The sequence below is a fragment of the Aquincola sp. J276 genome (assembly GCF_024700035.1).
GTDB classification, from domain to species: Bacteria; Pseudomonadota; Gammaproteobacteria; order Burkholderiales; family Burkholderiaceae_C; genus Aquincola; species Aquincola tertiaricarbonis.
Map to the genome: position 1 here is coordinate 1,594,514 of NZ_JAJONC010000002.1, position 23,018 is coordinate 1,617,531.

The following is a 23,018-nucleotide window of genomic DNA, read 5'->3' on the forward strand; positions in this document are numbered from 1 at the left end:
TTACTTGATGAACTGGGTGTCGGCCAGCTTCGCCAGGTCGGGGATCTGCTTGATGATGCCCACCTCCAGCAGCAGGTCGGCCGCTTCCTTGCTGAACTGCTGGTGCTCGCCGGCGAAGAACTTCTGGTTGGCCGCGCGGTCCTGCCAGCGCAGGAACTTCTGCGAGTTCTCGAAGGCCTCGGCCGTCTGCTTGACGTCGGCGCCCATGATCTCGAAGGCCTTCTTCGGGTCGGCCTTGATCATGTCCAGCGCATCGAAGTAGGCATTGGCGAAGCCCTGCGCGGCCTTGGCGTTGTCGGCCAGGAACTTGGGCGTGCAGCCGAAGGTGTCCATCACCATCGGGTAGTCCAGCGTGGTGGCGATGATCTTGCCGGCCTCGGGCTTGGCGCGAACGCTGCTCAGGTAGGGCTCGTAGGTCATGCCGGCGTCGATGCCGCCGGTGCCGGCCAGGAAGGCATTGGCCACCGGCTGCGGCTCCAGCGTGAGCACCTTCACGTCCTTGATGGACATGCCGTTCTTCTTCAGCATCCAGGCCGCACCGAAGTACGGCGCGGTGCCCGGCGCGCTGGCCGCCAGCGTCTTGCCCTTCAGGTCGCTGATCTTCTCGATGCCGGGCTTGACCACCATGCCGTCGGCGCCGTAGCTCTTGTCCATCTGGAAGATCTGCGTGCCCGGCACGCCGTTGGCGTTCCAGACGATCCAGGTCTCCACCGTGGTGGCGGCGCACTGGATGTCGCCCGAGGCCAGGGCCAGGTGGCGGTCCTTCTGCGGGATCTTCTTGATGGTGACGTCCAGCCCGTGCTTCTTGAACAGGCCCGCCTCCTTGGCCAGCGTGAGCGGGGCGAAGCCCGTCCAGCCGGAGATGCCGATGGCCACCTTGGTTTCCTGCGCCTGGGCCAGGCTGGCGGCGGCCGCGCAGGCCAGGAGGGCGACGGTACGGAAGGCGGAGGCTTTGGACATCATGGGTGCTCTTGAAGGATGAGGGTTCAGGCCGGGATCCACAGGGCCGGCAGCGCCGGCAGCGTTCGCAAGATGCGCGCCAGTGCGCCGCTGGTCACCAGTGCGGTGGCGCGTTCGATGTCCGGCGCCAGGTAGCGGTCCACCGCCACGCTGGGGCACTGGCTGCGCAGCAGCGCATGCACTTCCTCCAGCGCGGCGGAGCTTTGCAGCGGCCGCAGGAAGTCGATGCCCTGCGCGGCGGCCAGCAGCTCGATGCCCAGGATGTGCGCGGTGTTGCTGATCATGGCCTGCAGCCGCCGCGCCGCGAAGGTGGCCATCGACACATGGTCTTCCTGGTTGGCCGAGGTGGGCAGGCTGTCCACGCTGGCGGGATGGGCCAGCGACTTGTTCTCGCTGGCCAGCGAAGCCGCCGTCACGTGGGCGATCATGAAGCCGCTGTTCAGGCCCGCATTGGCGGTGAGGAAGGGCGGCAGCCGCGACACACCGCTGTCGATCAGCATCGCGATGCGGCGCTCGGCGATGGCGCCGACTTCGGCGATGGCCAGGGCCATGCCGTCGGCCGCCAGCGCCACCGGCTCCGCATGGAAGTTGCCACCCGAAATCATGGCCCCGTCTTCCGCGAACACTAGCGGGTTGTCCGTCACCGCATTGGCTTCCCGCACCAGCACCAGCGCCGCATGGCGCAACTGGTCCAGACAAGCGCCCACCACCTGCGGCTGGCAGCGCAGGCAATAGGGATCCTGCACCCGGTCGTCGCCCTCGGCATGCGACGCGCGGATGGCACTGCCCTGCAGCAGCGCGCGGTAGTACTGGGCGACGTCGATCTGGCCCGGCTGGCCGCGCAGCGCATGGATGCGCGGATCGAACGGGCCGTCGCTGCCGCGGGCAGCGTCGATGGTGAGCGCGCCCACCACCAGCGCCGACTCCAGCACCGGCTCGAAGGCCAGCAGCGCATGCAGCGCCAGCGCGGTGGAGGTCTGCGTGCCGTTGATGAGCGCCAGCCCTTCTTTGGCGGCCAGCTTCAGCGGCGCGATGCCCGCTTCCTGCAGCACCGGCAGCGCGGGGCGGCGCTGGCCATCGACCAGCATCTCGCCCTCACCCATCAAGGCCAGCGTCATGTGGGCCAGCGGCGCCAGGTCGCCCGAGGCACCCACCGAACCCTGGCTGGGCACATAGGGCACCAGGCCGGCATTGAGCACGGCCAGCAGCGTGTCGATGACCACCGGCCGCACGCCGGAATGCCCGCGCGCCAGGCTGGCGGCCTTGGTGGCCAGCATCAGCCGCACCACCGGCGGCTGCAGCGGCGCGCCCACGCCCACGCTGTGCGAGCGGATGAGGTTGAGCTGCAGCGTGTCGAGGTCGGCTTCGCTGATGCGCTGGTTGGCCAGCTTGCCGAAGCCGGTGTTCACGCCATACACCGGCGCGCTGCCGGCAGCGGCAGCCTGCACCACCGCGGCGCTGGCCTGCACCGCGGCCGCCGCATGCGGCGCCACGGCGAGGCTGACATGACCTGCGTGTACTGCCTGCAGGATTTCGAGCGTGAGGCGCCCAGGGTCGAGTTCGATCGCAGTCATCCTGCAGACTCTACTTGTCTATACAACTTCCGGCAAGTAGGATCTGCGCATGGCGACCAAGACCACCCCCTCCACCGCGCCCGCGCCCTATGCACGGGTCAAGCACTACCTCAAGCGCGAGCTGGCCAAGGGCCGCTGGACGCCGGGCACGCTGATGCCCTCGGAGGCGGAGCTGGTGCAGCGCTTCAGCGTCAGCCGCATGACCGTCAACCGCGCGCTGCGCGAGCTGCAGGCCGAGGGGCTGGTGAACCGCGTGCAGGGCTCGGGCACCTATGCGGCGCAGCTGCACCGGGTGTCGTCCACCCTGACGATACGCGACCTGCAGGAGGATATCCAGGCGCGCGGCCACGAGCACCGGGCCGAGGTGCACCTCAAGCGCGAGGAAACCGCCACCCCCGCGCTGGCGCAGCAGCTGGGCATTCCGGCAGGCTCGCCGGTGTTCCACACCCTCATCGTGCACCACGACAACGGCGTGCCGCTGCAGTGCGAGGACCGCTACGTCAACCCCGCCTGCGCGCCCGGCTACCTGGACGCCGACTTCAGCCAGATCACGCCCACGCACTACCTGCTGGACGTGGCCCCCACCTGGGAGGCGCACTACGCCATCGAGGCCAGCGCCCCCACCGCCGAGGAAGCCCGGCTGCTGGGCATCCGCCGCGACGAGAGCTGCCTGGTGATCGTGCGCCGCACCGAGAGCCGCGGCGTGGGCATCACGCTGGCGCGGCTGGTGCATCCGGGCAGCCGCTACCTGATCGAAGGCCATTTCAAGCCCTGAACGCCTGCCCGCCCCACCCGCCATGTCCGTCCAGCTGATCGACCTCTTCCGCCAGGCGCCCGAGCCCTGGCGCAATGGCGGCGGCCGCACCCGCGAGCTGCTGCGCCGACCGGCCGCGGGCACCGACTGGGCGCTGCGCATCAGCGTGGCCGACATCGACCGCGACGGCGACTTCTCCGCCTTTCCCGGCGTGCAGCGCTGGTTCGTGGTGCTGGAGGGCGCGGGCGTGGTGCTGCAGTTGCCCGGGGCCGAGCACACGCTGCGCACCGGTAGCCCGCCGCTGGCCTTCGATGGCGCGGCCGCACCCGGTTGCCGGCTCATCGACGGCCCCACGCGCGACCTGAACCTGATGGTGCAGCGCGGCCGCGGCACGCTGTGCACGGTGCAGCCCGGCGTGGAATGGGCGGAACCCTTCGATGCCCGCGGGCTCTTCACGGTCAGCGGCGGCCTGTGGCACCCGCGGCAGGGCGATGCGGTGGTGGTGGCACCCTTCACCCTGCTGTGGTCGGACGCCGCCATGCCCTGCCGCTTCGAGCCCGTGGCCGCCCCCGGTCCCGGCCTGCCCTGCGGCTGGTGGATCGGGCATGCCGCCCGCTGACAGCCGCCGCATCACACAACCTGCCATGACCGACGACACCTCCTTCACCCTGCACTGCGGCAGCCGGCCGCTGCTGGTCAGCGTGCCGCATGCCGGCCGCGAGATTCCGCCCACGCTGGCCGACCGCTACGTGCCGCGCGCCCTCCATGTGGAGGACACCGACTGGCACCTGGACCGCCTGTACGACTTCGTGCGCGAGCTGGGCGCCAGCCTGCTGGTGCCGCGCTACAGCCGCTACGTGGTCGACCTCAACCGGCCGCCCGACAACACGCCGATGTACCCGGGCGTGAACAACACCGAGCTGTGCCCCACCCGCTTCTTCACCGGCGAGCCGCTGTACCGCGAAGGCCAGGCGCCGACGCCCGAGGAAGTGCAGCTGCGCGTGGGCCGCTACTGGCGGCCGTACCACGATGCGCTGGCCGGCGAGCTGCAGCGGCTGCGCACCGAGCATGGGCACGTGGTGCTGTTCGATGCCCACAGCATCAAGAGCGAGCTGCCCTGGCTGTTCGAAGGCACCCTACCCGCGCTCAACCTGGGCACCGCCGACGGCACCGCCTGCGCGCCTTCGCTGCGGGACGCCCTCACCGCGGTGATGGCCTCGCAGCAGGTGCACAGCCATGTGACCGACGGCCGCTTCAAGGGCGGCCACATCACCCGCCGCTACGGCCAGCCGGCGCAGGGCGTGCATGCGGTGCAGCTGGAGATGTGCTGGCGCTGCTACATCGAGGAAAGCACGCCGGCCGAATGGCATGCGCTGCGCGCGGGCGAGATCACGCCGCTGCTGCGCAAGCTGGTGGACACCATGCTCGACTGGAAGCCGGCTTGAACGCGACCGGCCCGACCTGGTGGGCGCCACGCGCCTGGCTGCCCGGCGGCTGGGCTGACCGCGTGCTGCTGCAGGCCGATTCCAGCGGCCATTGGTCGACCATCACGCCCGGCGTGGCCACGCCGCCGCCCGGGGCGCAGCGCCTGGCCGGCTCGGTGCTGCCCGGCCTGGTGGATGCGCACAGCCATGCCTTCCAGCGCGCCTTCGCCGGCCTGGCCGAGCGGCGCGAACAGCAGGCCGACGACTTCTGGGGCTGGCGCGACCGCATGTACCAGGTGGCGCTGCGCATCACGCCGGCGCAGTTGCAGGCCATCGCTGCGCAGCTCTACATCGAGCTGCTGCGCGGCGGCTACACGCAGGTGTGCGACTTCCACTACCTGCAGCACGACGAGCAGGGCCGGCCCTATGCCGACGACCCGCTGGCCATGAGCTGGGCGCTGGCGGAGGCGGCCGGCAGCGCGGGCATCGGCCTGACGGTGCTGCCGGTGATGTACGAGCGGGCCGGCTTCGCCCAGCCGGCGCTGCGGCCGGACCAGCGCCGCTTCGCCACCACGGCCGACAGCGTGTGGCAGGCCTGCCAGCGCATCGCCGCCGCCGGCCGGCCGCTGGTCAACGCGGGCCTGGCGCTGCATTCGCTGCGGGCGGCCGCGCCCGAGTCCATCCACCGCCTGCGTGCGCTGGCGGCCGACTTCAGCGGCCCGCTGCACATCCATGTGGCGGAGCAGACGGCGGAGGTGGACGACTGCCTGGCCGCCACCGGCCAACGCCCCATCGAATGGCTGGCCGCGCAAGACCTGCTGGACGGGCGCTGGCAGTTGGTGCATGCCACCCACACGGTGCCGGCGGAGATCGACGCGGTGGCACGCAGCGGCGCGGGCGCGGTCATCTGCCCCAGCACGGAGGCCAACCTGGGCGACGGCCTGGCCGACCTGCCCGGCTGGCTGGCCGCCGGCGTGAAGCTCACGCTGGGCTCCGACAGCCATGTCACCCGCGACTGGCGCGAGGAGCTGCGGCTGCTGGAATACGGCCAGCGTTTGGCACGCCGCCAGCGCAACGTGAGCGCCGCACCCACGCAAGGCCAGCCCGCCACCGCCGAGCGGCTGTGGCAGCGCATGCAGGCCGGCAGCGGCGCGGCCGCCGGCTTCAGCCACTGGGGCCTGCAGCCCGGCGCCCGCGCCGACCTGCTGGTCATCGACGAGGCCGACGACGCACTGCGCGGCCTACCGCCCACGCACCTGCTGGACGCCCTGGTGTTCTCCAGCCCCACCACCGCCTGGCGCGACGTGATGGTGGCCGGCCGCTGGGTGCTGCAGGCCGGCCGGCATGCGCAGGCCGAAGCGGTGGCGCAGCGCTTCGAGGAGGTGATGGTGCAGCTGTGGGGGCAGGCCGCCGCCTAGAAGAACGCCTGCACCAATCCCAGGCTCAGCACCGGGAACATCAGCAGCGCCAGCACCCGCAGCACGTCGCTGGCCAGAAAGGGCAGCACGCCCTTGTAGGTCTCGCTCATCGGCACGTCCTTGGCGATGCTGTTGACCACGTACACGTTCAGCCCCACCGGCGGCGCCACCAGGCCGATGCCCACCGTCATCAGCACCAGGATGCCGAACCAGATGGCCTTGGCCTCGGGCGCCAGGCCCCACAGGTCCAGCGCCATCACGGTGGGAAAAATCACCGGGATGGTCAGCAGCAGCATCGACAGCTCGTCCATCACGCAGCCCAGCAGCACGTAGCTGAACAGGATGGCGCCCACGATGGCCAGCGGCGGCACCTGCAGGTGGCCCACCCAGTCGGCCAGCTGCGCGGGCATCTGCGTCAGCGCCAGCGCGGCATTCATCATGTCGGCGCCCAGGAAGATCATGAACACCATGGCCGAGGTCTCGGCCGTGCCCAGGAAGCTGCGCTTGAGCGCGCCCCAGCCCAGTTCGCCGCGCAGCGCGCCCACCACGAAGGTGCCCAGCGCGCCCACGGCCGCACCTTCGGTGGGCGAGAACAGCCCGCCATAGATGCCGCCGAACACCACCAGGAAGATGGCCACGATGGGCCAGATGCCCAGCAGCGCCTGCCATCGCGCGGGCCAGGTGGTGGGCTCGCTGGGCGTGGCCAGCGCGGGCCGCAGCCGGCAATACACGCCGATCACCACGATGTAGCCCAGCGTGGCGATCAACCCCGGCACCATGGCCGCGGCGAACAGCTTGGCGATGTTCTGCTCGGTGAGGATGGCATACACCACCAGCGGCACCGAAGGCGGAATCAGGATGCCCAGCGTGCCGCCCACGGCCAGCGAAGCGGTGGACAGCCGGCCCGCATAGCCGTGCCTGCGCATCTGCGGGTAGGCCACCTGCGTGATGGTGGCCGAGGTGGCCACCGACGAGCCGCACACCGCGCCAAAGGCCGCGGCGCTGAGGATGGCCGCCATCGCCAGCCCGCCGCGGATGTGGCCGACAAAGGCCGCCGCCGCCTTGAACAGGTCGCGGCTCAGGCCGCCCTGGGTGGCGAACTGCCCCATCAGCAGGAACAGCGGGATCACGCTCAGGTCGTACACCGTCAGCCGCGCCACCGCGCTGCCCTTGAGCATGTTCAGCAGCGCCAGCTCGTTGGTCATGGCCCAGTAGCCGATGGCCCCGGGCACGAACATCGCCACCGCGATCGGCGTGCGGATGGCCATCAGCACCAGCATGGCGCCGAACATCGTCAAACCCACGGTCGCAGCGCTCATTCGGCGGCGCCCACGAAGGCCGGCTGGCCGCGCCAGTGGCGGGCGGCCTGCCACAGCGCGATCACGCCGGTGAGCGCCAGGCCCGGCGCGAGGATGGCGTAGCTCCACCACATCGGCAGGCCCAGGATCATGGTCTGCTCCTGCGCCTGCGCCACCGACACCGCGCCCACCGCGCTGCGCCAGGCCAGCAGCCCGGCCATCACGGCCAGCAGCAGGCTGCCGAGGCCGTCCAGCCGCCGCAGCGTGCGGGTCGAGGCGCGCTGGGTGAAGAAGTCCACGATGATGTTGGCCCCGCGCAGCTGCGCCCACGGCAGGCACAGCGCGATGGCCAGGCCGATGCCGAGCTGGGTCAGCTCCACGTCGCCCGGCACCGGGCTGGACAAGGCGGCACGGCCGCTGATGCTGCCCACCACCATCAGCGCCACGCCGCAGGCCACCAGGCCGCCGGCGCACGCGAACAGCGCCGCCAGGCGGCGCAACACGCTCTGCATCACGGCACGGCTCAGTTCTTGTACTTGACCAGCAGGTCGCGGGCGTCCTGCAGCATCTGCGCGCCCGGCAGGCCGCGCTTGTTCATGTCGGCCACCCACTCCTCATACAGCGGCGCGCTGGCCTTGATCCACTGGTCCACCTCGGCCGGCGGCAGCGTGTAGAAGGTGTTGCCGCGGTCCACCGCGGGCTTGCGGCCCACGGCCTGGCTTTCGTCCCACACCTTGCCGGCGAAGGCCGACAGCGCGGCGCCGCTGCGCTTGTCGATGATGGCCTTCAGGTCGGCGGGCAGGCCGTCGTACTTCGCCTGGTTCATCGCCAGGATGAAGCCGGCCGAGTACAGCGCCGGGCGCGACGGATCGGTCTCGGTGTGGTACTTCACCATCTCGTGCAGCTTGACCGACGGGATCACCTCCCAGGGCAGCGCGAAGCCGTCGATGGTGCCCTTGCTCACCGCATCGGCCACCGCGGGCAGCGGCATGCCCACCGGCGTGGCGCCGAGCGAGGCCAGCAGCTTGTTGGTCTGGCGGGTGGGCGCGCGCAGCTTCAGGCCCTTCAGGTCGGCCAGGCTCTTGATCTGCTTGTCGCGGGTGTGCAGGTAGCCTTCGTCGTGCACGCTGAACATCAGCGGCTTGACGCCCGGGAACTCCTTGGTGGCGTACTTCTGGTAGAAGTCCCAGGACGCCCTGGCGCCGGCCGAGGCCGAGTTGTTCATGAAGGGCAGCTCGAACACCTCCATGATCGGGAAGCGGCCGGCGGTGTAGCCGGGCAGCGTGAAGGCGATGTCCACCACGCCGTCGCGCACCTGGTCGATCAGCTGCGCCGGCGTGCCGCCGAGCTGCATCGCCGGGAACACCTGGCACTTCAGGCGGTTGTTGGAGTCGGCGGCGATCTGGTCGCAGAAGGGCTGCAGGATCTTCGTCGGCGGCATGGCGGCCGGCGGCCAGAAGTGGTGCACCTTGAGCGTGACCTCCTGGGCCTGCGCGCCGCCGATGGCAGCCAGCACGGCACATGCGGCCAGGGCCAGGCGTTGCTTGAAGAGGCTCATCGGTGTACTCCTTGCAGTGGCGGGTGGAGAAGAAAACGGCGCAGTGTCCGACACCACCCCGCCCGCCCCGGAACGGGATTACCCGGGCCGCGTGCGATCAGCGCACACCGCAGGCACCACCGACAGGTGCCGGCGCTGTGGCACAGTGGCGCCCCTCATGGCCATCAAGTCCACCATCTTCAAGGCGCAGCTGCAGATCGCCGACATGGACCGCGGCGTCTATGCCGACCATGCGCTGACCATCGCGCGCCACCCTTCGGAGACCGACGAGCGCATGCTGATGCGCGTGCTGGCCTTCGCCCTCAACGTGCCCGCCAACGACGACCAGGGCCGGCTGGAGCTGGCCAAGGGCATCTCCGACACCGACGAGCCCGACCTTTGGCAGCACGACCTGAGCGGCCAGCTGCTGCACTGGGTGGAGGTGGGCCAGCCCGACGACCGCCGCATGATCAAGGCCGCCGGCCGCGCGCAGCGGGTGACGGTGATGGCCTATGCGGCCAGCACGCCGATCTGGTGGGCCGGCCTGCAGAACAAGGTGGCCCGCGCGGCGCGGCTGGCGGTGTGGCAGGTGCCGGCCGAGCAGAGCCAGGCCCTGGCCACGCTGGCGCAGCGCACGATGCAGCTGCAGGTCACGGTGCAGGACGGCACCGTGTGGGTGAGCGACGGCCAGCAGTCCATCGAGGTGGAGCCGCAGGTGCTGAAGGCCGCGACCGCCTGAACCGCCTACTTGGCGAAGACCTGGCTGCGGTCGGCGAAGGCCTTGAACTCCAGCGCGTTGCCCGAAGGGTCGAGGAAGAACATCGTGGCCTGCTCACCGGGCTCGCCCTTGAAGCGCACGTAGGGCTCGATCACGAAGCGGGTGCCCGCGGCCTTCAGCCGGTCGGCCAGCGCATGCCATTCGGGCAGCGTGAGGATGGCGCCGAAGTGCCGCACCGGCACGTCGTGCCCGTCCACCGGGCTGTGCTCGCGGTGGCCGCATTCCTCGGGCGCCAGGTGGGCCACGATCTGGTGGCCGTGGAAGTCGAAGTCCACCCAGGCGTCGGAGCTGCGGCCTTCGGGGCAGCCGAGCAGCCCGCCATAGAAGGCGCGGGCCTCGGCCAGGTCACGCACCGGGAACGCGAGGTGGAACAGCGGTTGGGGGGCGGTCATGCAATGCTTCCTGTGGAACGGAAGCACGACGTTAACCCGCTTCGCAAAGCCCCGGCAGCGGCTGCAGGCGCTGCAGGCGCCACGCCTCGAAGGCGGCCAGGTCCATCGGCCGGCCGGTGTGATAGCCCTGCACCAGGTCGCAGCCGGCCTGGCGCAGCACCTGCAGCTCGGCCGCGGTCTCCACGCCCTCGCCGGTCACCTTCAGGCCCAGGCCATGGCCCAGCTGCACGATGGAATGCAGCAGCTCGCAGCGGCGGGCGTCGGCATGCACCTCGGTGACGAAGCTGCGGTCGATCTTCAGCTCGTGCATCGGCAGCCGCTGCAGGTAGGCCAGCGACGAATGGCCGGTGCCGAAGTCGTCGATGGCCAGGCCCACGCCGGTGTCGGCCAGCGCATGCAGCACGGTGATGGGGTCCTGCCCGCTGTCCATCAGGCCGGTCTCGGTCAGCTCCAGCTGCAGCCGCCAGGGCTGCACGCCATGCTCGGCCAGCAGGCGCGACACCCGCTGCGGCAGCGACAGGTCCTGCAGGTCATGCGTGGAGATGTTGACGGCGATGGTCAGCGCCTGCTGGTCCTGCTGCCAGCGCGCCAGGGTGCGCACCGCCTCGCGCATCATCCAGTCGGTCACCTGGCCGATGCGGCCGGTGCGTTCGGCGAAGGGCACGAACTCCCCGGGCGGCACCCAGCCGCGCTCGGGATGGCGCCAGCGCACCAGCGCCTCCGCGCCGCTGAGCACGCCGGCCGGCGACAGCTTGGGCTGCAGGTACTGGTGCAGCTGGCCCTGCTCGATGGCCTCGGTGAGCGCCGACAGCAGGCTCAGCTGCGACTGGCGCGACGCCTCCAGCGACGGCGCATACACCGCGCAGCCCACCCGCAGCCGCTTGGCCTCGAACAGCGCCTGCTCCGCATGCCGCAGCAGCTGCTCCACCGCCACGCCATGCGCCGGGAACATGGCCACGCCGGTGGTGATGGAGAGGTCCAGCGATTCGCCTTCCCAACGCACCTGGTGCTCCACCTCGCGCTTCATCGCCAGCGCCATGTCGCGCGCACTGGCGGTGTCGGCGGTGGGTACCAGGGCGGCGAAGGTGCCGCCAGCCACGCGCGCCAGCCGGCCTTCGTCGCCGATGACCGCACGCAGCCGCTCGGCCGCATCGCGGATCACGGCATCGCCGGCATCGAAGCCGAGGATGCCGTTGATGGTCTTCAGCCGGTCGATGTCGAAGCACAGCAGCGCGGCCTGGCCACGGCTGGCGTCGGCCGCGGCCAGCACCCGCTGGCCCTCGGCCACGAAGCGCGGGCGCTGGGCCAGGCCGGTCAGGCCGTCGGTGTTCACCAGGCGATGGATGCGCAGCTCCCGCTCACTCACCGCCTCGGCCAGGGTGTTGAGGGCGGCGGCCACCCGGCCCACCTCGTCCTGGGTGCTCACCTCCACGCGGCCGCGGTAGTCGCCCCGCGCGATGCGCCCGGCCGCGGCCTCCGCCCGCTGCAGCGGCCGCGCGATGCCCTGGGTGACCCGCAGCGCAAAGGCGGCACCGGCCGCCAGCGCGGCCAGGCACAGCAGCAGCACCACCATGCGGTCCCGGCGCAGCCGCTGCTGGGTCTGGCGTGCCTCGGCCGCGGCGGCCCGCTGCTCCGCGCGATTGAAGCCGTCGCGCGCATCGGCCAGCAGGGCCAGCGTGTCCTGGGTGTCCAGCGCCAAGGTGGTGCGGGCGCTGGCCAGGTCCCCGGCCTCGTAGAAGTCCAGCGTGTCGCGCGAAGCGCGCAGGTATTCGGTCATGCGCGCGCGCACCGCCTCGAAGGACTCGCGGCGCGGGCCTGCGGGCAGCAGCACTTCCAGCGTTTCCACCGCCGCGCGCAGCCGGGCATTGGCCGCCGCGATGCCCATGCGCACCTGATGCGGGTTCTGCGGCACATCGCTCAGCAGGTGCAGCAGCTGGCGGGTGGAGGCATCGGCCTCGCGGCCGATGTCGCCGGTCAGGCTCACCAGGCGCAGCTGCTCGCGCGCCAGGCGCTCCAGCGCGGCGGAGGCGTTCTGCATGCGGTTGAGTGCAAAGCCCGCCAGGCCCAGCAGCAGCATCAGCAGCACCGCGAAGGCGAACACCAGGCGTACACCGATGCGGTCGGCAAAACGGGGGCGGGCCACTGACGCAACACGATCACTCATGGCTCGCATATCGGCAGGCTCGCAGCGAACTTGTGTCAAAGATGCGGCTTTGACCGGATTGACGCGATTGGACCGGGCGGGCACGCCGCTGGCCGTGCGCCCCTATGATGGTTTTTTCCCACCCACTGTCAGGGCCGCTGGCCCGCCGCCAACGATGCGCCGCTGGTTTGCCGCCCTGCTCGCCTGCATGACCCTCCACAGCCCCGCCCCCGCCGCCCCGCCCGCGCCTGCCGCCGATGCCTTCGGCTGGCTGGAAGAGGTGCAGTCCGATGCCGCCCTGGACTGGGTGCGCGCCCGCAACGCCGCCACCCGGGAACAGCTGGCCGGCGACCCGCGCTTCGCGCCGATGCGCGACAAGTTGCGCGAGATCCTCGACAGCAAGGCGCGCATTCCCGCCATCGCCCGCCGCGGCGATGCGCTCTACAACTTCTGGCGCGACGAGACGCACCCGCGCGGCCTGTGGCGGCGCACCACGCTGGCCGAGTACCGCAAGCCGGAGCCCGCCTGGGAGACCGTGCTCGACCTGGACGCACTGGCCGCGGCCGAGAAGGAGAACTGGGTGTGGGCCGGCGCCACCTGCCTGGGCCCCGACTACCGCCGCTGCCTGCTCAGCCTGTCGCGCGGCGGCGCCGATGCCACCGTGGTGCGCGAGTTCGACAGCGTGACCAAGCAGTTCATCGAGGGCGGCTTCCATCTGCCCGAAGCCAAGTCCCGCCTGGAGTGGGCCGACGAGAACACGCTGTACGTGGCCAGCGACTTCGGTCCCGGCTCGCTCACCGATTCCGGCTACCCGCGCGTGATCAAGCGCTGGCAGCGCGGCCAGCCCCTGGCGGCCGCGGTGACGGTGTTCGAAGGCGAGAAGGCCGATGTCTCGGTGGGCGTGTCGGTGGACCGCACGCCCGGCTTCGAGCGCACGGTGTTCAGCCGCGCCACCGACTTCTACAACGCGCTGGAATTCCTGCTGGTGCGTGAAGCCGGCGCCGACAGGCTGCTGCCCATCGACAAGCCCACCGACGCCAGCCTGGGCTTCTGGCGGGAGCGTGCCGTGCTGGAGCTGCGCACCGACCTGAAGGTGGGCGACACCACCTGGCCACGCGGTGCGCTGCTGGCCACCTCCGCCGACGACATGCTGCGGCGCCCACCGGCCGAACGCCGCTACGTGCCGCTGTTCCTGCCCACGCCCACGCGCTCGCTGGCCGGCTACACCGTGAGCGCGCAGCGCCTGCTGCTGACCCTCAGCGACAACGTGGCCAGCCGGCTGGAGGAGCTGACCCCCGGGGCCGACGGCAGCTGGCAGCGGCGGCCGATCGACGCGCCCTTCCCAGGCACCCTGGGCGTGAGCACGCTGCACGACCCGCTGCTCAAGGACGACCCGCTGGCCGAGCACTACCTGCTGACGGCGGTGGACTTCCTCTCGCCCGAGACCTTGTCGCTGGGCCGCACCGGCACCGACGAGCGCGAGGTGCTCAAGGCCTCGCCGCGCTTCTTCGACGCCGCCGGCATGCGGGTGGAGCAGCGCTTCGCCACGTCGAAGGACGGCGCGCGCGTGCCCTACTTCATCGTGTGGCCACCCGGCGCCAAGGAGGACGGCGACAACCCCACGCTGCTGTACGGCTACGGCGGCTTCGAGGTGCCGCTGCAGCCCTGGTATGCCGCGGCCAGCGGCAATGTGTGGGGCGCGCATGGCGGCGTGTTCGTGGTGGCCAACATCCGCGGCGGCGGCGAGTTTGGGCCGGCCTGGCACCAGGCCGCCATCAAGGCGGACAAGCAGAAGAGCTACGACGACTTCATCGCCGTGGCCGAGGACCTGGTGGCCCGCAAGGTGACGCGGCCACGGCGCCTGGGCATCCAGGGTGGCAGCAACGGCGGCCTGCTGGTGGGCGCGGTGATGCTGCAGCGGCCCGACCTGTTCAATGCGGTGCTCTGCCAGGTGCCGCTGCTGGACATGCAGCGCTTCCACCTGCTGCTGGCCGGTGCCAGCTGGATGGGCGAATACGGCAACCCCGACGACCCGGCCGACTGGGCCGTGATCTCGCGCTACAGCCCCTACCAGGTGCTGCAGCGCCTGCCCAAGGGCACCGCCCTGCCGCCGGTGCTGTTCACCACCTCCACCCGCGACGACCGGGTGCATCCCGGCCATGCCCGCAAGATGGCGGCGCAGATGGAAGCGCAGGGCTACTCCCCGCTGTACTACGAAAACATCGAAGGCGGCCACGGCGGCGCCGCCGACAACGCCCAGCGTGCCGACATGATGGCCCTGGGTTATGTGTTCCTCTGGCAGCGCCTGGGCGATGCACAGGCCGCCCTACCCAAGGTGCAACCATGAGCAGCGACGACGACGTGAAGGTGACCCATGACGCGGCCGCAGGCCGCTTCCAGGCGGTGGTGGACGGCCAGCGCTGCGAGCTGGACTATGTGCTGCAGGGCGACGTGGCGGTGATGCACCACACCGTGGTGCCGCGCGCCCTGGAAGGCCGCGGCATCGCCAGCCGCATGGCCCGGGTGGCGCTGCAGCATGCACGCGAGGCCGGCTGGCGGGTGCAGCCCAGCTGCAGCTTCATGGCGGCCTACATGCGCCGCCACCCGGAGACCCAGGACCTGCTGGCCTAGGGCGACGGTGCCTTGGCCGGCTCCTGGTCCTGCAGCAGCCGCCACATCACCTTGCCCGAGCCGCTCTTGGGCAGCGCCTCGACGAACTCCACCACGCGCGGCACCTTGTAGGCCGCCATGTGCTCACGGGCCCAGTCGATGATGTCCTGCTCCGACGTGTGGCCGCGGGCCTCGGCCTTGAGCACCACCACGGCCTTGACGCTTTCGCCGCGGTAGGCGTCCTTGGTGCTGATGACGCAGGCCTCCTGCACCGCCGGGCACTTGAACAGCAGCAGCTCCACCTCGCTGGGCCACACCTTGAAGCCGCTGGCGTTGATCATCCTCTTCAGGCGGTCGGTGATGAAGAAGTAGCCTTCCTCGTCCATGCGGCCCAGGTCGCCGGTGCGGAAGAAGGGCTTGCCGTCGATCTCGATGAAGGCGCGTGCGGTGGCGTCGGGATGCTTCCAGTAGCCCTTGAACACCATCGGGCCGTGGGTCACGATCTCGCCCACTTCGCCCACCGGCACTTCGGCCAGCGTGTCGGGGTCGATCACGCGGCTGTCGGTGCCGAACAGCGGGATGCCCAGGCATTGCAGCTTGGCCCGCTCGGGCGGATTGGCATGCGTGGGCGCGGCCGTCTCCGTCAGCCCGTAGCCTTCGGCGAACGTGAGGCCGAACTCGGTCTTCAGCCGCTCGGCCACCGCTGCCGGCATCGCCGCACCGCCACCCGACAGGTAGAACAGGCTGGTGAGGTCGAAGCTGCGGTAGTTGGGGCTGCCGAACAGGTCGATGATCATCGTGGGGATGCAGGTCCAGTGCGTCACCCGATGGCGCGAGATGAGTCGGCCGGCCAGCTCGCGGTCCCAGCGCGGCATGATCACCACGGTGCTGGCGGTGTAGATGGGGCTCAGCACGCCGTACAGCATGCCGGTGATGTGGAAGAAGGGCACCACGCCCAGGCTCACCGTCTCGGGGCTGGCATAGCCCCACACCGAGCCGCCCACGATGTTGGGCATCAATGTCATGTGGGTATGCAGGCAGCCCTTGGGCAGGCCGGTGGTGCCCGAGGTGTAGGGCAGCAGCACCAGGTCGTCGGGCTCGGCGGTGTGCGGGCCCGGCACATGGCCTTCGGCCAGCGCATCCGGCCAGCGCTCATGCCCCGGCAGCGGCGCATGCTCGGCCATCAGCCACTGCTGCAGCGCCGGTGAAGGCGCTTCCTCGGCGGGGATGCCGGCTTCCGGCATGGCTTCGGCAAAGCGCGTGACCAGCACATGGCGCAGGCGCTGCGCCTCCGGCAGGGCCTCGTTGGCCTGGGCCACGATGCCGGCCAGGTCGGCGGTGGTGATCACCACGCGCGCATCCGGATCGGTGATGTAGTGGCCGAACTCGTCGGCGCGGTTCATCGGGTTGACCGGCACTACCACCGCGTTGGCCCGCACGATGGCATAGAAGGCCACGACGAACTGCGGGCAGTTCTGCATGTACAGCAGCACCCGGTCGCCCTTGCCCACGCCGCGGCTCTGCAGCCAGCCGGCCAGGGCTTCGGCGCGCTGCTGCAGCTGCGCGAAGCTCATCGGCTGGCCAAGGAACAGGTACGCCGGCTTGTCGGGAAAGCGGCGCGCGGCCACCTCCACGTTGAACCACAGCGACGTGCGCGGCACGGCCAGTTCACGCGGCAGGCGGCGCGGCCAGATGGCGTGGTGCGGTCGGACGGCGGCGGTCTGGGTCATCGGGCAGGCTCCTTGGATGGGCGGGCCCACGGGTGTACCGCAGTGCCGCGGGCGGGGCATCGGCTCTTTCCCTGGATGCCTTGTCGCGCTGGTTACACCGCCCTATGCTCGGGCATGAGCGCCACCGAAGCCCCCGCCGAAGCCCCTTGCGTGCTGGACATGGAAGCCTCCGGCTTCGGCCGCAACAGCTACCCGGTGGAAGTGGGCGTGGCCCTGCCCGACGGCCGCGCGCTGTGCACGCTGATCCGTCCTCAGCCCGAATGGACGCACTGGGACGACAGTGCCCAGGACCTGCACGGCATCTCGCGCGAGACGGCGCTGCTGCACGGCCGCAGCGCCCGCGCGGTGGCCGAGCTGCTCAACCGCGAGCTGGCCGGCCGCACCGTCTACACCGATGCCTGGGCGCACGACTACGCCTGGCTGGCCACGCTGTTCGAGGCCGCCGGCCTGCGCCCGGCCTTCAAGCTGGAGCATGTGCGCATGCTGCTGGACGAGGAGCAGACCTCCTCCTTCGACGAAGCCCTGCGCGTGGTGAGCGAGGAGCTGCATGTCACGCGGCACCGCGCCAGCAACGATGCGCGCACGCTGCAGCTGGCCGTCATGCGCCTGCGCCAGCAGGCGGGCGCGCATTGACCCGCCGGCTCATCGCAGGCCGTCCAGCACCGTCGGATGGTGGAGTCGCAAGCGCAGCTCCTGCTTGAGGCGCCGGTTGTCCAGCCGGCGCGACTCGGACAGGAAGCTCATCTGCATCGGCGACAGCTCGGCCATCGCCTCGGCCCGTGAGCGGCGCGGCGGCCGCGGCAGGCCATGCAGGTCGGCCACGGCATCGAAGTAGTCGCCCATCTTCAGCTCGGTGTCGTCGCTGGCGTGGTAGATGCGCTGCGGCGCGCCGCGCAGCAGCGCGGCCACGCAGGCCCGGGCCAGGTCGTCGGCATGGATGTGGTTGGTGTACACGTCGTCGGCCTCGGCCAGCACCGGCGTGCCGCGCCGCACCCGCTCGCGCGGATCGCCGCCCTCGCGGTCCAGCGCATAGATGCCCGGCACCCGCAGCACGCTGACCGCCGCGCCGGTCATCAGCCCGAACGCCCGCACGCGCCGCTCCGCGTCCACCCGCCGTCGGCCGCGGGCGGTGGCGGGCCGCGGCGCGCGGGTCTCGTCGAAGCGGGCGCCGCCGGCATCGCCATACACGCCGCTGGTGCTCATGTAGACCAGTCGCCGCGTGCCGCCGCCGCGCGCCAGCGCCTGCAGCAGGTGGGCAGTGCGCAGGTCATGCTCGCCCTGCGCGGCCGGCGGCGCCAGGTGCAGCACCCGGGGCGCCAGGCTGGCGATGCGCTGCAGGCTGCCCGCATCGTCCAGGTTGCCGACCACCGGCACGGCGCCCGCCGCCCTCAACGCATCGCACCGTTCGGGACTGGAGGTAAGCGCCACCACGCCCCAGCGCCCGGCCAGCAGCCGCAGCACCCGCAGGCCCACATCGCCGCAACCGACGATCAGGAGTTCCGGGCGGGCACAGGGCATGGCGTGGCGGGGCATGGCGGCAACGGGGAGGCAGGGCGGCACGGAGAAGGGCGGCGGCGCTGCGCCCCAAAACGGCAGGGGCACAATCGGGAGGCGCACCTGCCCGGGTAGCGCCTTATCCGCTTCTTCATTCCATCATGACTTTTTCCATCACCGTGCAGCCGGCCGGCGTGTCCTTCGACGTGCCGCGTGACGACACCATCCTGGCCGCCGCCATCGGCGCCGGCATCGGCCTGCCCTACGGCTGCAAGGACGGCGCCTGCGGCTCCTGCAAGAGCCGGCTGGTGGAGGGCCGCGTGATCCACGGGGCGCACCAGAGCAAGGCCTTGTCGGCGGCGGAGGAGGAGGAAGGCCTCATCCTCACCTGCTGTGCCACGCCGCAGACCGATTGCGTGATCGAGGCCCGCACCGTGCCTGGCGCCGGCGAATACCCGGTGCTGAAGATGCCGGCCCGCGTCAGCAGCCTGCAGAAGGTGGCGCCGGACGTGATGCTGATGCGCCTGCAGCTGCCGGCCAACGTGGCCTTCCAGTACCACGCGGGCCAGTTCGTCGAGTTCATCCTGCGCGACGGCTCGCGCCGCAGCTACAGCATGGCCAATGCGCCGCTGACGCCGCCACCCACCACCGGCGATGCACCGCCGCCGGCCGGCAGCATCGAGCTGCACCTGCGTCACCTGCCCGGCGGCAAGTTCACCGACCATGTGTTCGGTGCGATGAAGGAACGCGAGATCCTGCGCGTGGAGGGCCCGTTCGGCAGCTTCTTCCTGCGCGAGGACAGCGACAAGCCGATGGTGCTGCTGGCCTCGGGCACCGGCTTCGCACCCATCAAGGCCATCATCGAACTGATGCGCGCCAAGGGCATCGAGCGGACCGTCAAGCTGTACTGGGGTTGCCGCAGCAAGGCCGACCTGTACCTGCATGACTGGGCGCTGGAGGCCGCCGCGACGCTGCCCCGGCTGGAATACATCCCGGTGCTGAGCGACGCCAAGCCCGAGGACGGCTGGTCCGGCCGCACCGGCTTCGTGCATCACGCGGTGATGGCCGACCTGCCCGACCTCTCGGGCTGGCAGGTGTATGCCTGCGGCGCGCCGGTGATGGTGGAGTCGGCGCAGCGCGACCTGGTGTCGCGCTGCGGCCTGCCGGAAGAGGAGTTCTACGCCGACGCCTTCACCAGCGAGGCCGACAAGCACGGCGGCTGAAGCCGCCGCGCTGCGCGCCGATCACTTCGGCGCCGTGGTGGCGGTGGCCGGCTTCTTCGCCGGTGCAGGCTTGCGGGTGCTGGCCGGCGCCGGCTTCGCGGGCTGCTGTTCCATCTCCTGCGCAGCGGCGGTGCTGCCGCCCTGCACGCCCAGCGCACCACCGGTGCCCAGGCCGCCCTTGACGGTCTGCGCCTTGTAGTTGCGCACCGCCTTGACCAGCTGGTTGTACGAGTCGGCGAAGGCCGCGATGATGATCTTGCCCTCGGGCGAGTTCGAGTAGCCACCCGCACCGCCGCCCAATGCGCCACCGAACAGGCCGCCCATCAGGTTGAAGTCGGTGTTCTTGGCCGTGCCTTCGGCCGCCGCCAGCTGCACGCCGGAGCGGTTGTCGATCATGATCAGCGTGGTGGCCGCCTCGTTGGTCTTCAGGCCGCCGGCCACCGCGCCCAGCAGGCCCAGGCCACCACTGAAGCCGCCCAGCGCACCACCCATGCCGCCGGTGTTCTGGCTGAACTGGATGCTGGGGCTCATCGTGTAGTCGGCCGCCACCATCTGGCCCTTGCCGAAGTTGCTGTTGCCGCGCATCTCGCCGGTGTCGCGCAGCGCGCGCTCGGTGTTCATGTTGTTCATCGCGGCGCCGCGTTCCACGATGACGAAGCAGTTGCTCTGCTGGATCATCATGCGGATCACCGGCACGGTGGAGCCCAGCTTGTAGTTGCGCAGGTACTGGTACCAGGTGGCGTTCTGGTCTTCCACCACCGCCAGGGTGCCCAGCGACTGGTCGCACTTCTCCAGTGCACTGTTGGCGTTCTCGGTGGTGGCGCCGCCCGCGGCGCCGGTCACGGCCGACTTGGAGCCGCCGCCCACTTCGGGTTGGGTGGACACGCAACCCGCCAACAAGGCCACGGTGCCGCCGGCCAGCAGCAGCGTACGCAGCAAGGGGTTCAGGGTCGGACGCTTCTGCATGGATGTGTTCATCAAGTTTCTCCTGCTCTCAAAAGGCATTGTCGTTGTAACAGCCGACCAATCCAATCCCGAGTATTGCGGTACTAAGTCGCGCCGCCTTTCACGAATAGGAGGGGGTTGACAAGCCGCCGAGTGCGTTAGGCTCGCGGCCGACATGAAACGCCGCACCTCACTCAAGCTCCTCAGCGCCCTCACGGGCACCGCCGGCCTGGCCGGCCCCGCGGCCGTGTTCGCACAGCCCGCCTCCTCCAACGTGATCCGGCTGGTGGTGCCCTATCCGCCGGGCGGTCCGCTGGACGTCATCGCCCGCGCGCTGGCGCAGGCCGTGCAGGGCACGCTGGGCACGGTGATCGTCGAGAACCGCGCCGGCGCCGGCGGCAACCTCGGCGCCGACCTGGTGGCCAAGGCCGCGCCCGATGGCCGCACCATCGGCATCGGCGCGGTGGCCACGCATGCCATCAACCCGTGGCTGTTCCGCCGCATTCCCTACGACCCGATCCGCGACTTCTCGCCCATCACACTGGTGGCCCAGGTGCCCAACGTGCTGGTGATGAATGCCGAGACGGCCGCGCGGCTGAAGATCGAGAACCTGCGCGACCTGATCGGCTATGCCAAGCGCAACCCGGGCAAGCTCAACTACGGCTCGGGCGGCAACGGCAGCGCGGGGCACCTGGCCGGCGAGATGTTCAAGTCGCAGGCTGGCGTGTTCATGGTGCACATCCCGTACGCGGGCGGCAACCCAGCGCAGCTGGCGCTGCTGTCGGGCGAGGTGGACCTCAACTTCGACAACCTGGCCACCGCCTCCACCAACATCAAGGCCGGCAAGCTCAAGGCCCTGGCAGTGACCACCGCCAGGCGGGCCAGCGCCATGCCGGAAGTGCCCACGGTGGCCGAGGAAGGCCGCGCGCTGGGGCTGGCCAGCTTCGACATCAACACCTGGTTCGGCCTGTTCGGCCCCGCCGGCCTGCCGGCCGAGACGGTGCAACGCATGAACCGCGCCTTCATCGACGCGATGGGCCAGACCGACGTCAAGGCCCGGCTCGCCTCGCTGATGGCCGAAGCCTCGCCCACCACGCCGCCGCAGTTCGCGGCCTTCGTGAAGGCCGAGCTGGCCAAGTACGAGAAGGTGGTGAAGGCTTCAGGCGCCACGGTGGACTGACCGCGGCGGCAAGCCCAGCGGGCCTACGGGGCTCCAGTTCACTCGCCCAGGTAGGCCGCCCGCACCTTCGGATCGTTGAGCAGCATCTTCGCCTCGCCGGTCATCGTGATCTCGCCGCTGTCCATCACGTAGCCGCGATTGGCCAGCGACAGCGCGCGGCTGGCGTTCTGCTCCACCAGCAGGATGGTGACGCCCTGCTTGTGGATGGTGTCCACCACCTCGAAGATCTTGTCGACCATGATGGGCGACAGGCCCATCGAAGGCTCGTCCAGCAGCAGCACCTTGGGCTTGGCCATCAGCGCGCGGCCCATGGCCAGCATCTGCTGCTCGCCGCCGGACATGGTGCCCGCCAGCTGGTTGCGGCGCTCCTTCAGCCGCGGAAAGATGCCGAACACCTTGTCGATGTCGGCCTCGATCTCGCGGTCGTTGCGGATGAAGGCGCCCATCTGCAGGTTCTCGGTGATGGTCATGCGGGTGAAGGTGCCGCGGCCTTCCGGCACCATCACCAGCCCCTGCTTGACCAGGTCCCAAGGGCCCTGGCCCTTGATGGACTTGCCCAGGTAGAGGATGTCGCCCGCGCCCACCGGCTGGATCCCGGTGACGGCCTTCAGCGTGGTGGTCTTGCCGGCGCCGTTGGCGCCGATCAGGCTCACCAGTTCGCCTTCGCGCACCTCGAAATTGATGCCCTTGACGGCCTGGATGCCGCCATAGGCCACCTTGAGCCCCGTGATCTGGAGCAGCGTGTTCTTCGTCATCGTGTGCTCCGGCGGTCAGTGGGTGGCGTGTCCGGCGCCGAGGTAGGCCTCGATCACCTTCTCGTTCTTCTGCACCTCGGCCGGCGTGCCTTCGGCGATCTGCTTGCCGTAGTCCAGCACGGTCAGCCGGTCGCACAGGCCCATCACCAGCTTCACGTCGTGCTCGATCAGCAGGATGGTGCGGCCGTCCTCGCGGATGCGGTTGATCAGCTCGCGCAGCGTCACCTTCTCGGTGGCGTTCATGCCGGCCGCGGGCTCGTCCAGCGCGATGAGCTTGGGGTCGGTGGCCAGCGCGCGGGCGATCTCCAGCCGGCGCTGGTCGCCGTAGCTCAGCGTGCGCGCCTTGTAGTCGGCGTAGCGGCCCACGCCGACATAGTCCAGCAGCTCACGGGCACGCTCGGTGATCTCGCGCTCCTCCTGCTTGAAGCGGCCGGTGCGGAACACCGCGCCGCCCAGGCCGGACTTGGTGCGCACATGGCGGCCCACCATCACGTTCTCCAGCGCCGTCATCTCGGCGAACAGGCGGATGTTCTGGAAGGTGCGGGCGATGCCGGCCTTGGCCACCTCATGCACCGCGGTGGGCTGGTAGGTCGCGCCGCCGAGCTTGAAGGTGCCGGAGTCGGGCGTGTACAGCCCGGTGAGCACGTTGAAGAAGGTGGTCTTGCCGGCGCCGTTGGGGCCGATCAGGCCATAGACCTGGCCGGGCTGGATGGTGATGCCCACGTCCGACAGGGCCTGCAGGCCGCCGAACCGCTTGGACACACCGCTGACTTCGAGTACGGGATTGCTCATGTTGGTGTCGT

22 protein-coding genes are annotated in these 23,018 nt (G+C 70.5%); 10 read left to right on the forward strand and 12 right to left on the reverse strand.

The window, feature by feature from the left end:
- Positions 1-963, reverse strand: coding sequence for an ABC transporter substrate-binding protein (locus tag LRS14_RS25180; RefSeq protein WP_257801561.1), 963 nt, complete (start codon positions 961-963; stop codon positions 1-3).
- Positions 964-986: 23 nt separating this feature from the next.
- Positions 987-2,534, reverse strand: a complete 1,548-nt coding sequence (gene hutH / locus LRS14_RS25185) for a histidine ammonia-lyase (RefSeq protein WP_257801562.1) — start codon at positions 2,532-2,534, stop codon at positions 987-989.
- Between the two features lie 49 nt (positions 2,535-2,583).
- Here hutH and hutC point away from each other — a divergent pair, with 49 nt between their 5' ends.
- From hutC to LRS14_RS25205, 4 genes are read left to right on the forward strand one after another with little or no spacing between them, the layout of a single operon-like run.
- A complete protein-coding gene (hutC, locus tag LRS14_RS25190) occupies positions 2,584-3,309 on the forward strand; it encodes a histidine utilization repressor (protein ID WP_257801563.1) in 726 nt (241 codons plus the stop codon).
- Between the two features lie 22 nt (positions 3,310-3,331).
- On the forward strand, positions 3,332-3,907 hold the full coding sequence (locus LRS14_RS25195) for a HutD family protein (protein WP_052736361.1): 576 nt from the start codon (positions 3,332-3,334) through the stop codon (positions 3,905-3,907).
- 25 nt (positions 3,908-3,932) lie between these two features.
- Positions 3,933-4,733, forward strand: coding sequence for an N-formylglutamate deformylase (gene hutG, locus LRS14_RS25200; RefSeq protein ID WP_257801564.1), 801 nt, complete (start codon positions 3,933-3,935; stop codon positions 4,731-4,733).
- Entirely contained in the window at positions 4,730-6,130 is a 1,401-nt protein-coding gene (locus LRS14_RS25205) for a formimidoylglutamate deiminase (RefSeq protein WP_257801565.1), read from the forward strand. Before hutG ends, LRS14_RS25205 begins: the two co-directional genes overlap by 4 nt.
- On the opposite strand, the gene LRS14_RS25210 is transcribed toward LRS14_RS25205, so the two are convergent.
- From LRS14_RS25210 to LRS14_RS25220, 3 genes are read right to left on the reverse strand one after another with little or no spacing between them, the layout of a single operon-like run.
- Positions 6,127-7,449 (reverse strand): TRAP transporter large permease, encoded by a 1,323-nt coding sequence (locus tag LRS14_RS25210; protein WP_046113757.1) that lies wholly within the window; start codon positions 7,447-7,449, stop codon positions 6,127-6,129. The two genes, LRS14_RS25205 and LRS14_RS25210, sit on opposite strands and share 4 nt — an antisense overlap.
- Positions 7,446-7,940, reverse strand: a complete 495-nt coding sequence (locus LRS14_RS25215) for a TRAP transporter small permease (protein WP_257801566.1) — start codon at positions 7,938-7,940, stop codon at positions 7,446-7,448. Before LRS14_RS25215 ends, LRS14_RS25210 begins: the two co-directional genes overlap by 4 nt.
- Before the next feature lie 11 nt (positions 7,941-7,951).
- Complete coding sequence (locus LRS14_RS25220) at positions 7,952-8,986, reverse strand: TRAP transporter substrate-binding protein (protein ID WP_257801567.1); 1,035 nt, start codon at positions 8,984-8,986, stop codon at positions 7,952-7,954.
- Between the two features lie 157 nt (positions 8,987-9,143).
- On the opposite strand from LRS14_RS25220, the gene LRS14_RS25225 reads away from it, so the two are divergent.
- Positions 9,144-9,704 (forward strand): YaeQ family protein, encoded by a 561-nt coding sequence (locus tag LRS14_RS25225; protein WP_046113755.1) that lies wholly within the window; start codon positions 9,144-9,146, stop codon positions 9,702-9,704.
- Positions 9,705-9,709: 5 nt separating this feature from the next.
- Here the strand turns inward: LRS14_RS25225 and LRS14_RS25230 are convergent, their stop codons facing one another.
- Together LRS14_RS25230 and LRS14_RS25235 are read right to left on the reverse strand one after the other, a co-directional pair.
- Positions 9,710-10,135, reverse strand: a complete 426-nt coding sequence (locus tag LRS14_RS25230) for a VOC family protein (RefSeq protein ID WP_046113754.1) — start codon at positions 10,133-10,135, stop codon at positions 9,710-9,712.
- Between the two features lie 31 nt (positions 10,136-10,166).
- Positions 10,167-12,299, reverse strand: coding sequence for a bifunctional diguanylate cyclase/phosphodiesterase (locus tag LRS14_RS25235; protein ID WP_257801568.1), 2,133 nt, complete (start codon positions 12,297-12,299; stop codon positions 10,167-10,169).
- A 187-nt stretch (positions 12,300-12,486) separates the two neighbouring features.
- Between LRS14_RS25235 and LRS14_RS25240 the strand changes: the two genes are divergently transcribed.
- Together LRS14_RS25240 and LRS14_RS25245 are read left to right on the forward strand one after the other, a co-directional pair.
- On the forward strand, positions 12,487-14,625 hold the full coding sequence (locus tag LRS14_RS25240; RefSeq protein ID WP_257801569.1) for a prolyl oligopeptidase family protein: 2,139 nt from the start codon (positions 12,487-12,489) through the stop codon (positions 14,623-14,625).
- On the forward strand, positions 14,622-14,909 hold the full coding sequence (locus LRS14_RS25245; RefSeq protein ID WP_046113753.1) for a GNAT family N-acetyltransferase: 288 nt from the start codon (positions 14,622-14,624) through the stop codon (positions 14,907-14,909). Before LRS14_RS25240 ends, LRS14_RS25245 begins: the two co-directional genes overlap by 4 nt.
- Here the strand turns inward: LRS14_RS25245 and LRS14_RS25250 are convergent.
- Complete coding sequence (locus LRS14_RS25250) at positions 14,906-16,618, reverse strand: long-chain fatty acid--CoA ligase (RefSeq protein WP_046113752.1); 1,713 nt, start codon at positions 16,616-16,618, stop codon at positions 14,906-14,908. The two genes, LRS14_RS25245 and LRS14_RS25250, sit on opposite strands and share 4 nt — an antisense overlap.
- Positions 16,619-16,732: 114 nt before the next feature.
- On the opposite strand from LRS14_RS25250, the gene LRS14_RS25255 reads away from it, so the two are divergent.
- Positions 16,733-17,251 (forward strand): hypothetical protein, encoded by a 519-nt coding sequence (locus LRS14_RS25255; RefSeq protein ID WP_257801570.1) that lies wholly within the window; start codon positions 16,733-16,735, stop codon positions 17,249-17,251.
- Positions 17,252-17,260: 9 nt separating this feature from the next.
- Here LRS14_RS25255 and LRS14_RS25260 read toward each other — a convergent pair whose 3' ends face one another.
- Positions 17,261-18,151, reverse strand: coding sequence for an SDR family oxidoreductase (locus LRS14_RS25260; protein ID WP_257801571.1), 891 nt, complete (start codon positions 18,149-18,151; stop codon positions 17,261-17,263).
- Between the two features lie 122 nt (positions 18,152-18,273).
- Here LRS14_RS25260 and LRS14_RS25265 point away from each other — a divergent pair, with 122 nt between their 5' ends.
- Positions 18,274-19,335, forward strand: coding sequence for a CDP-6-deoxy-delta-3,4-glucoseen reductase (locus LRS14_RS25265; RefSeq protein ID WP_257801572.1), 1,062 nt, complete (start codon positions 18,274-18,276; stop codon positions 19,333-19,335).
- Positions 19,336-19,356: 21 nt separating this feature from the next.
- On the opposite strand, the gene LRS14_RS25270 is transcribed toward LRS14_RS25265, so the two are convergent.
- The gene (locus tag LRS14_RS25270; RefSeq protein WP_232315376.1) at positions 19,357-20,313 is read right to left on the reverse strand and encodes a CsgG/HfaB family protein; all 957 of its coding nucleotides are present in this window, start codon (positions 20,311-20,313) and stop codon (positions 19,357-19,359) included.
- Positions 20,314-20,455: 142 nt separating this feature from the next.
- Between LRS14_RS25270 and LRS14_RS25275 the strand changes: the two genes are divergently transcribed.
- Positions 20,456-21,460 carry a tripartite tricarboxylate transporter substrate binding protein gene (locus tag LRS14_RS25275; protein ID WP_257801573.1) on the forward strand — a complete coding sequence of 335 codons (1,005 nt, stop codon included), beginning with the start codon at positions 20,456-20,458 and terminating at the stop codon, positions 21,458-21,460.
- A 38-nt stretch (positions 21,461-21,498) separates the two neighbouring features.
- Here LRS14_RS25275 and LRS14_RS25280 read toward each other — a convergent pair whose 3' ends face one another.
- Both LRS14_RS25280 and LRS14_RS25285 read right to left on the reverse strand, forming a co-directional pair.
- A complete protein-coding gene (locus LRS14_RS25280; protein WP_046113747.1) occupies positions 21,499-22,215 on the reverse strand; it encodes an ABC transporter ATP-binding protein in 717 nt (238 codons plus the stop codon).
- A 15-nt stretch (positions 22,216-22,230) separates the two neighbouring features.
- Positions 22,231-23,007 carry an ABC transporter ATP-binding protein gene (locus LRS14_RS25285; protein WP_046113746.1) on the reverse strand — a complete coding sequence of 259 codons (777 nt, stop codon included), beginning with the start codon at positions 23,005-23,007 and terminating at the stop codon, positions 22,231-22,233.
- Positions 23,008-23,018: the final 11 nt, after the last annotated feature.

Excerpts from the sequence above, each read along its gene's own strand:
- hutC (WP_257801563.1), top strand. The coding sequence starts at position 2,584 with ATGGCGACCAAGACCACCCCCTCCACCGCGCCCGCGCCCTATGCACGG.
- LRS14_RS25270 (WP_232315376.1), bottom strand. The coding sequence starts at position 20,313 with ATGAACACATCCATGCAGAAGCGTCCGACCCTGAACCCCTTGCTGCGT.
- LRS14_RS25280 (WP_046113747.1), bottom strand. The coding sequence starts at position 22,215 with ATGACGAAGAACACGCTGCTCCAGATCACGGGGCTCAAGGTGGCCTAT.
- LRS14_RS25235 (WP_257801568.1), bottom strand. The coding sequence starts at position 12,299 with ATGAGTGATCGTGTTGCGTCAGTGGCCCGCCCCCGTTTTGCCGACCGC.
- LRS14_RS25260 (WP_257801571.1), bottom strand. The coding sequence starts at position 18,151 with ATGCCCCGCCACGCCATGCCCTGTGCCCGCCCGGAACTCCTGATCGTC.
- LRS14_RS25225 (WP_046113755.1), top strand. The coding sequence starts at position 9,144 with ATGGCCATCAAGTCCACCATCTTCAAGGCGCAGCTGCAGATCGCCGAC.
- LRS14_RS25275 (WP_257801573.1), top strand. The coding sequence starts at position 20,456 with ATGAAACGCCGCACCTCACTCAAGCTCCTCAGCGCCCTCACGGGCACC.
- LRS14_RS25285 (WP_046113746.1), bottom strand. The coding sequence starts at position 23,007 with ATGAGCAATCCCGTACTCGAAGTCAGCGGTGTGTCCAAGCGGTTCGGC.
- LRS14_RS25245 (WP_046113753.1), top strand. The coding sequence starts at position 14,622 with ATGAGCAGCGACGACGACGTGAAGGTGACCCATGACGCGGCCGCAGGC.
- LRS14_RS25265 (WP_257801572.1), top strand. The coding sequence starts at position 18,274 with ATGACTTTTTCCATCACCGTGCAGCCGGCCGGCGTGTCCTTCGACGTG.
- LRS14_RS25215 (WP_257801566.1), bottom strand. The coding sequence starts at position 7,940 with ATGCAGAGCGTGTTGCGCCGCCTGGCGGCGCTGTTCGCGTGCGCCGGC.
- LRS14_RS25240 (WP_257801569.1), top strand. The coding sequence starts at position 12,487 with ATGACCCTCCACAGCCCCGCCCCCGCCGCCCCGCCCGCGCCTGCCGCC.
- LRS14_RS25255 (WP_257801570.1), top strand. The coding sequence starts at position 16,733 with ATGAGCGCCACCGAAGCCCCCGCCGAAGCCCCTTGCGTGCTGGACATG.
- LRS14_RS25250 (WP_046113752.1), bottom strand. The coding sequence starts at position 16,618 with ATGACCCAGACCGCCGCCGTCCGACCGCACCACGCCATCTGGCCGCGC.
- LRS14_RS25180 (WP_257801561.1), bottom strand. The coding sequence starts at position 963 with ATGATGTCCAAAGCCTCCGCCTTCCGTACCGTCGCCCTCCTGGCCTGC.
- hutH (WP_257801562.1), bottom strand. The coding sequence starts at position 2,534 with ATGACTGCGATCGAACTCGACCCTGGGCGCCTCACGCTCGAAATCCTG.
- LRS14_RS25230 (WP_046113754.1), bottom strand. The coding sequence starts at position 10,135 with ATGACCGCCCCCCAACCGCTGTTCCACCTCGCGTTCCCGGTGCGTGAC.
- LRS14_RS25195 (WP_052736361.1), top strand. The coding sequence starts at position 3,332 with ATGTCCGTCCAGCTGATCGACCTCTTCCGCCAGGCGCCCGAGCCCTGG.
- LRS14_RS25210 (WP_046113757.1), bottom strand. The coding sequence starts at position 7,449 with ATGAGCGCTGCGACCGTGGGTTTGACGATGTTCGGCGCCATGCTGGTG.
- LRS14_RS25220 (WP_257801567.1), bottom strand. The coding sequence starts at position 8,986 with ATGAGCCTCTTCAAGCAACGCCTGGCCCTGGCCGCATGTGCCGTGCTG.
- hutG (WP_257801564.1), top strand. The coding sequence starts at position 3,933 with ATGACCGACGACACCTCCTTCACCCTGCACTGCGGCAGCCGGCCGCTG.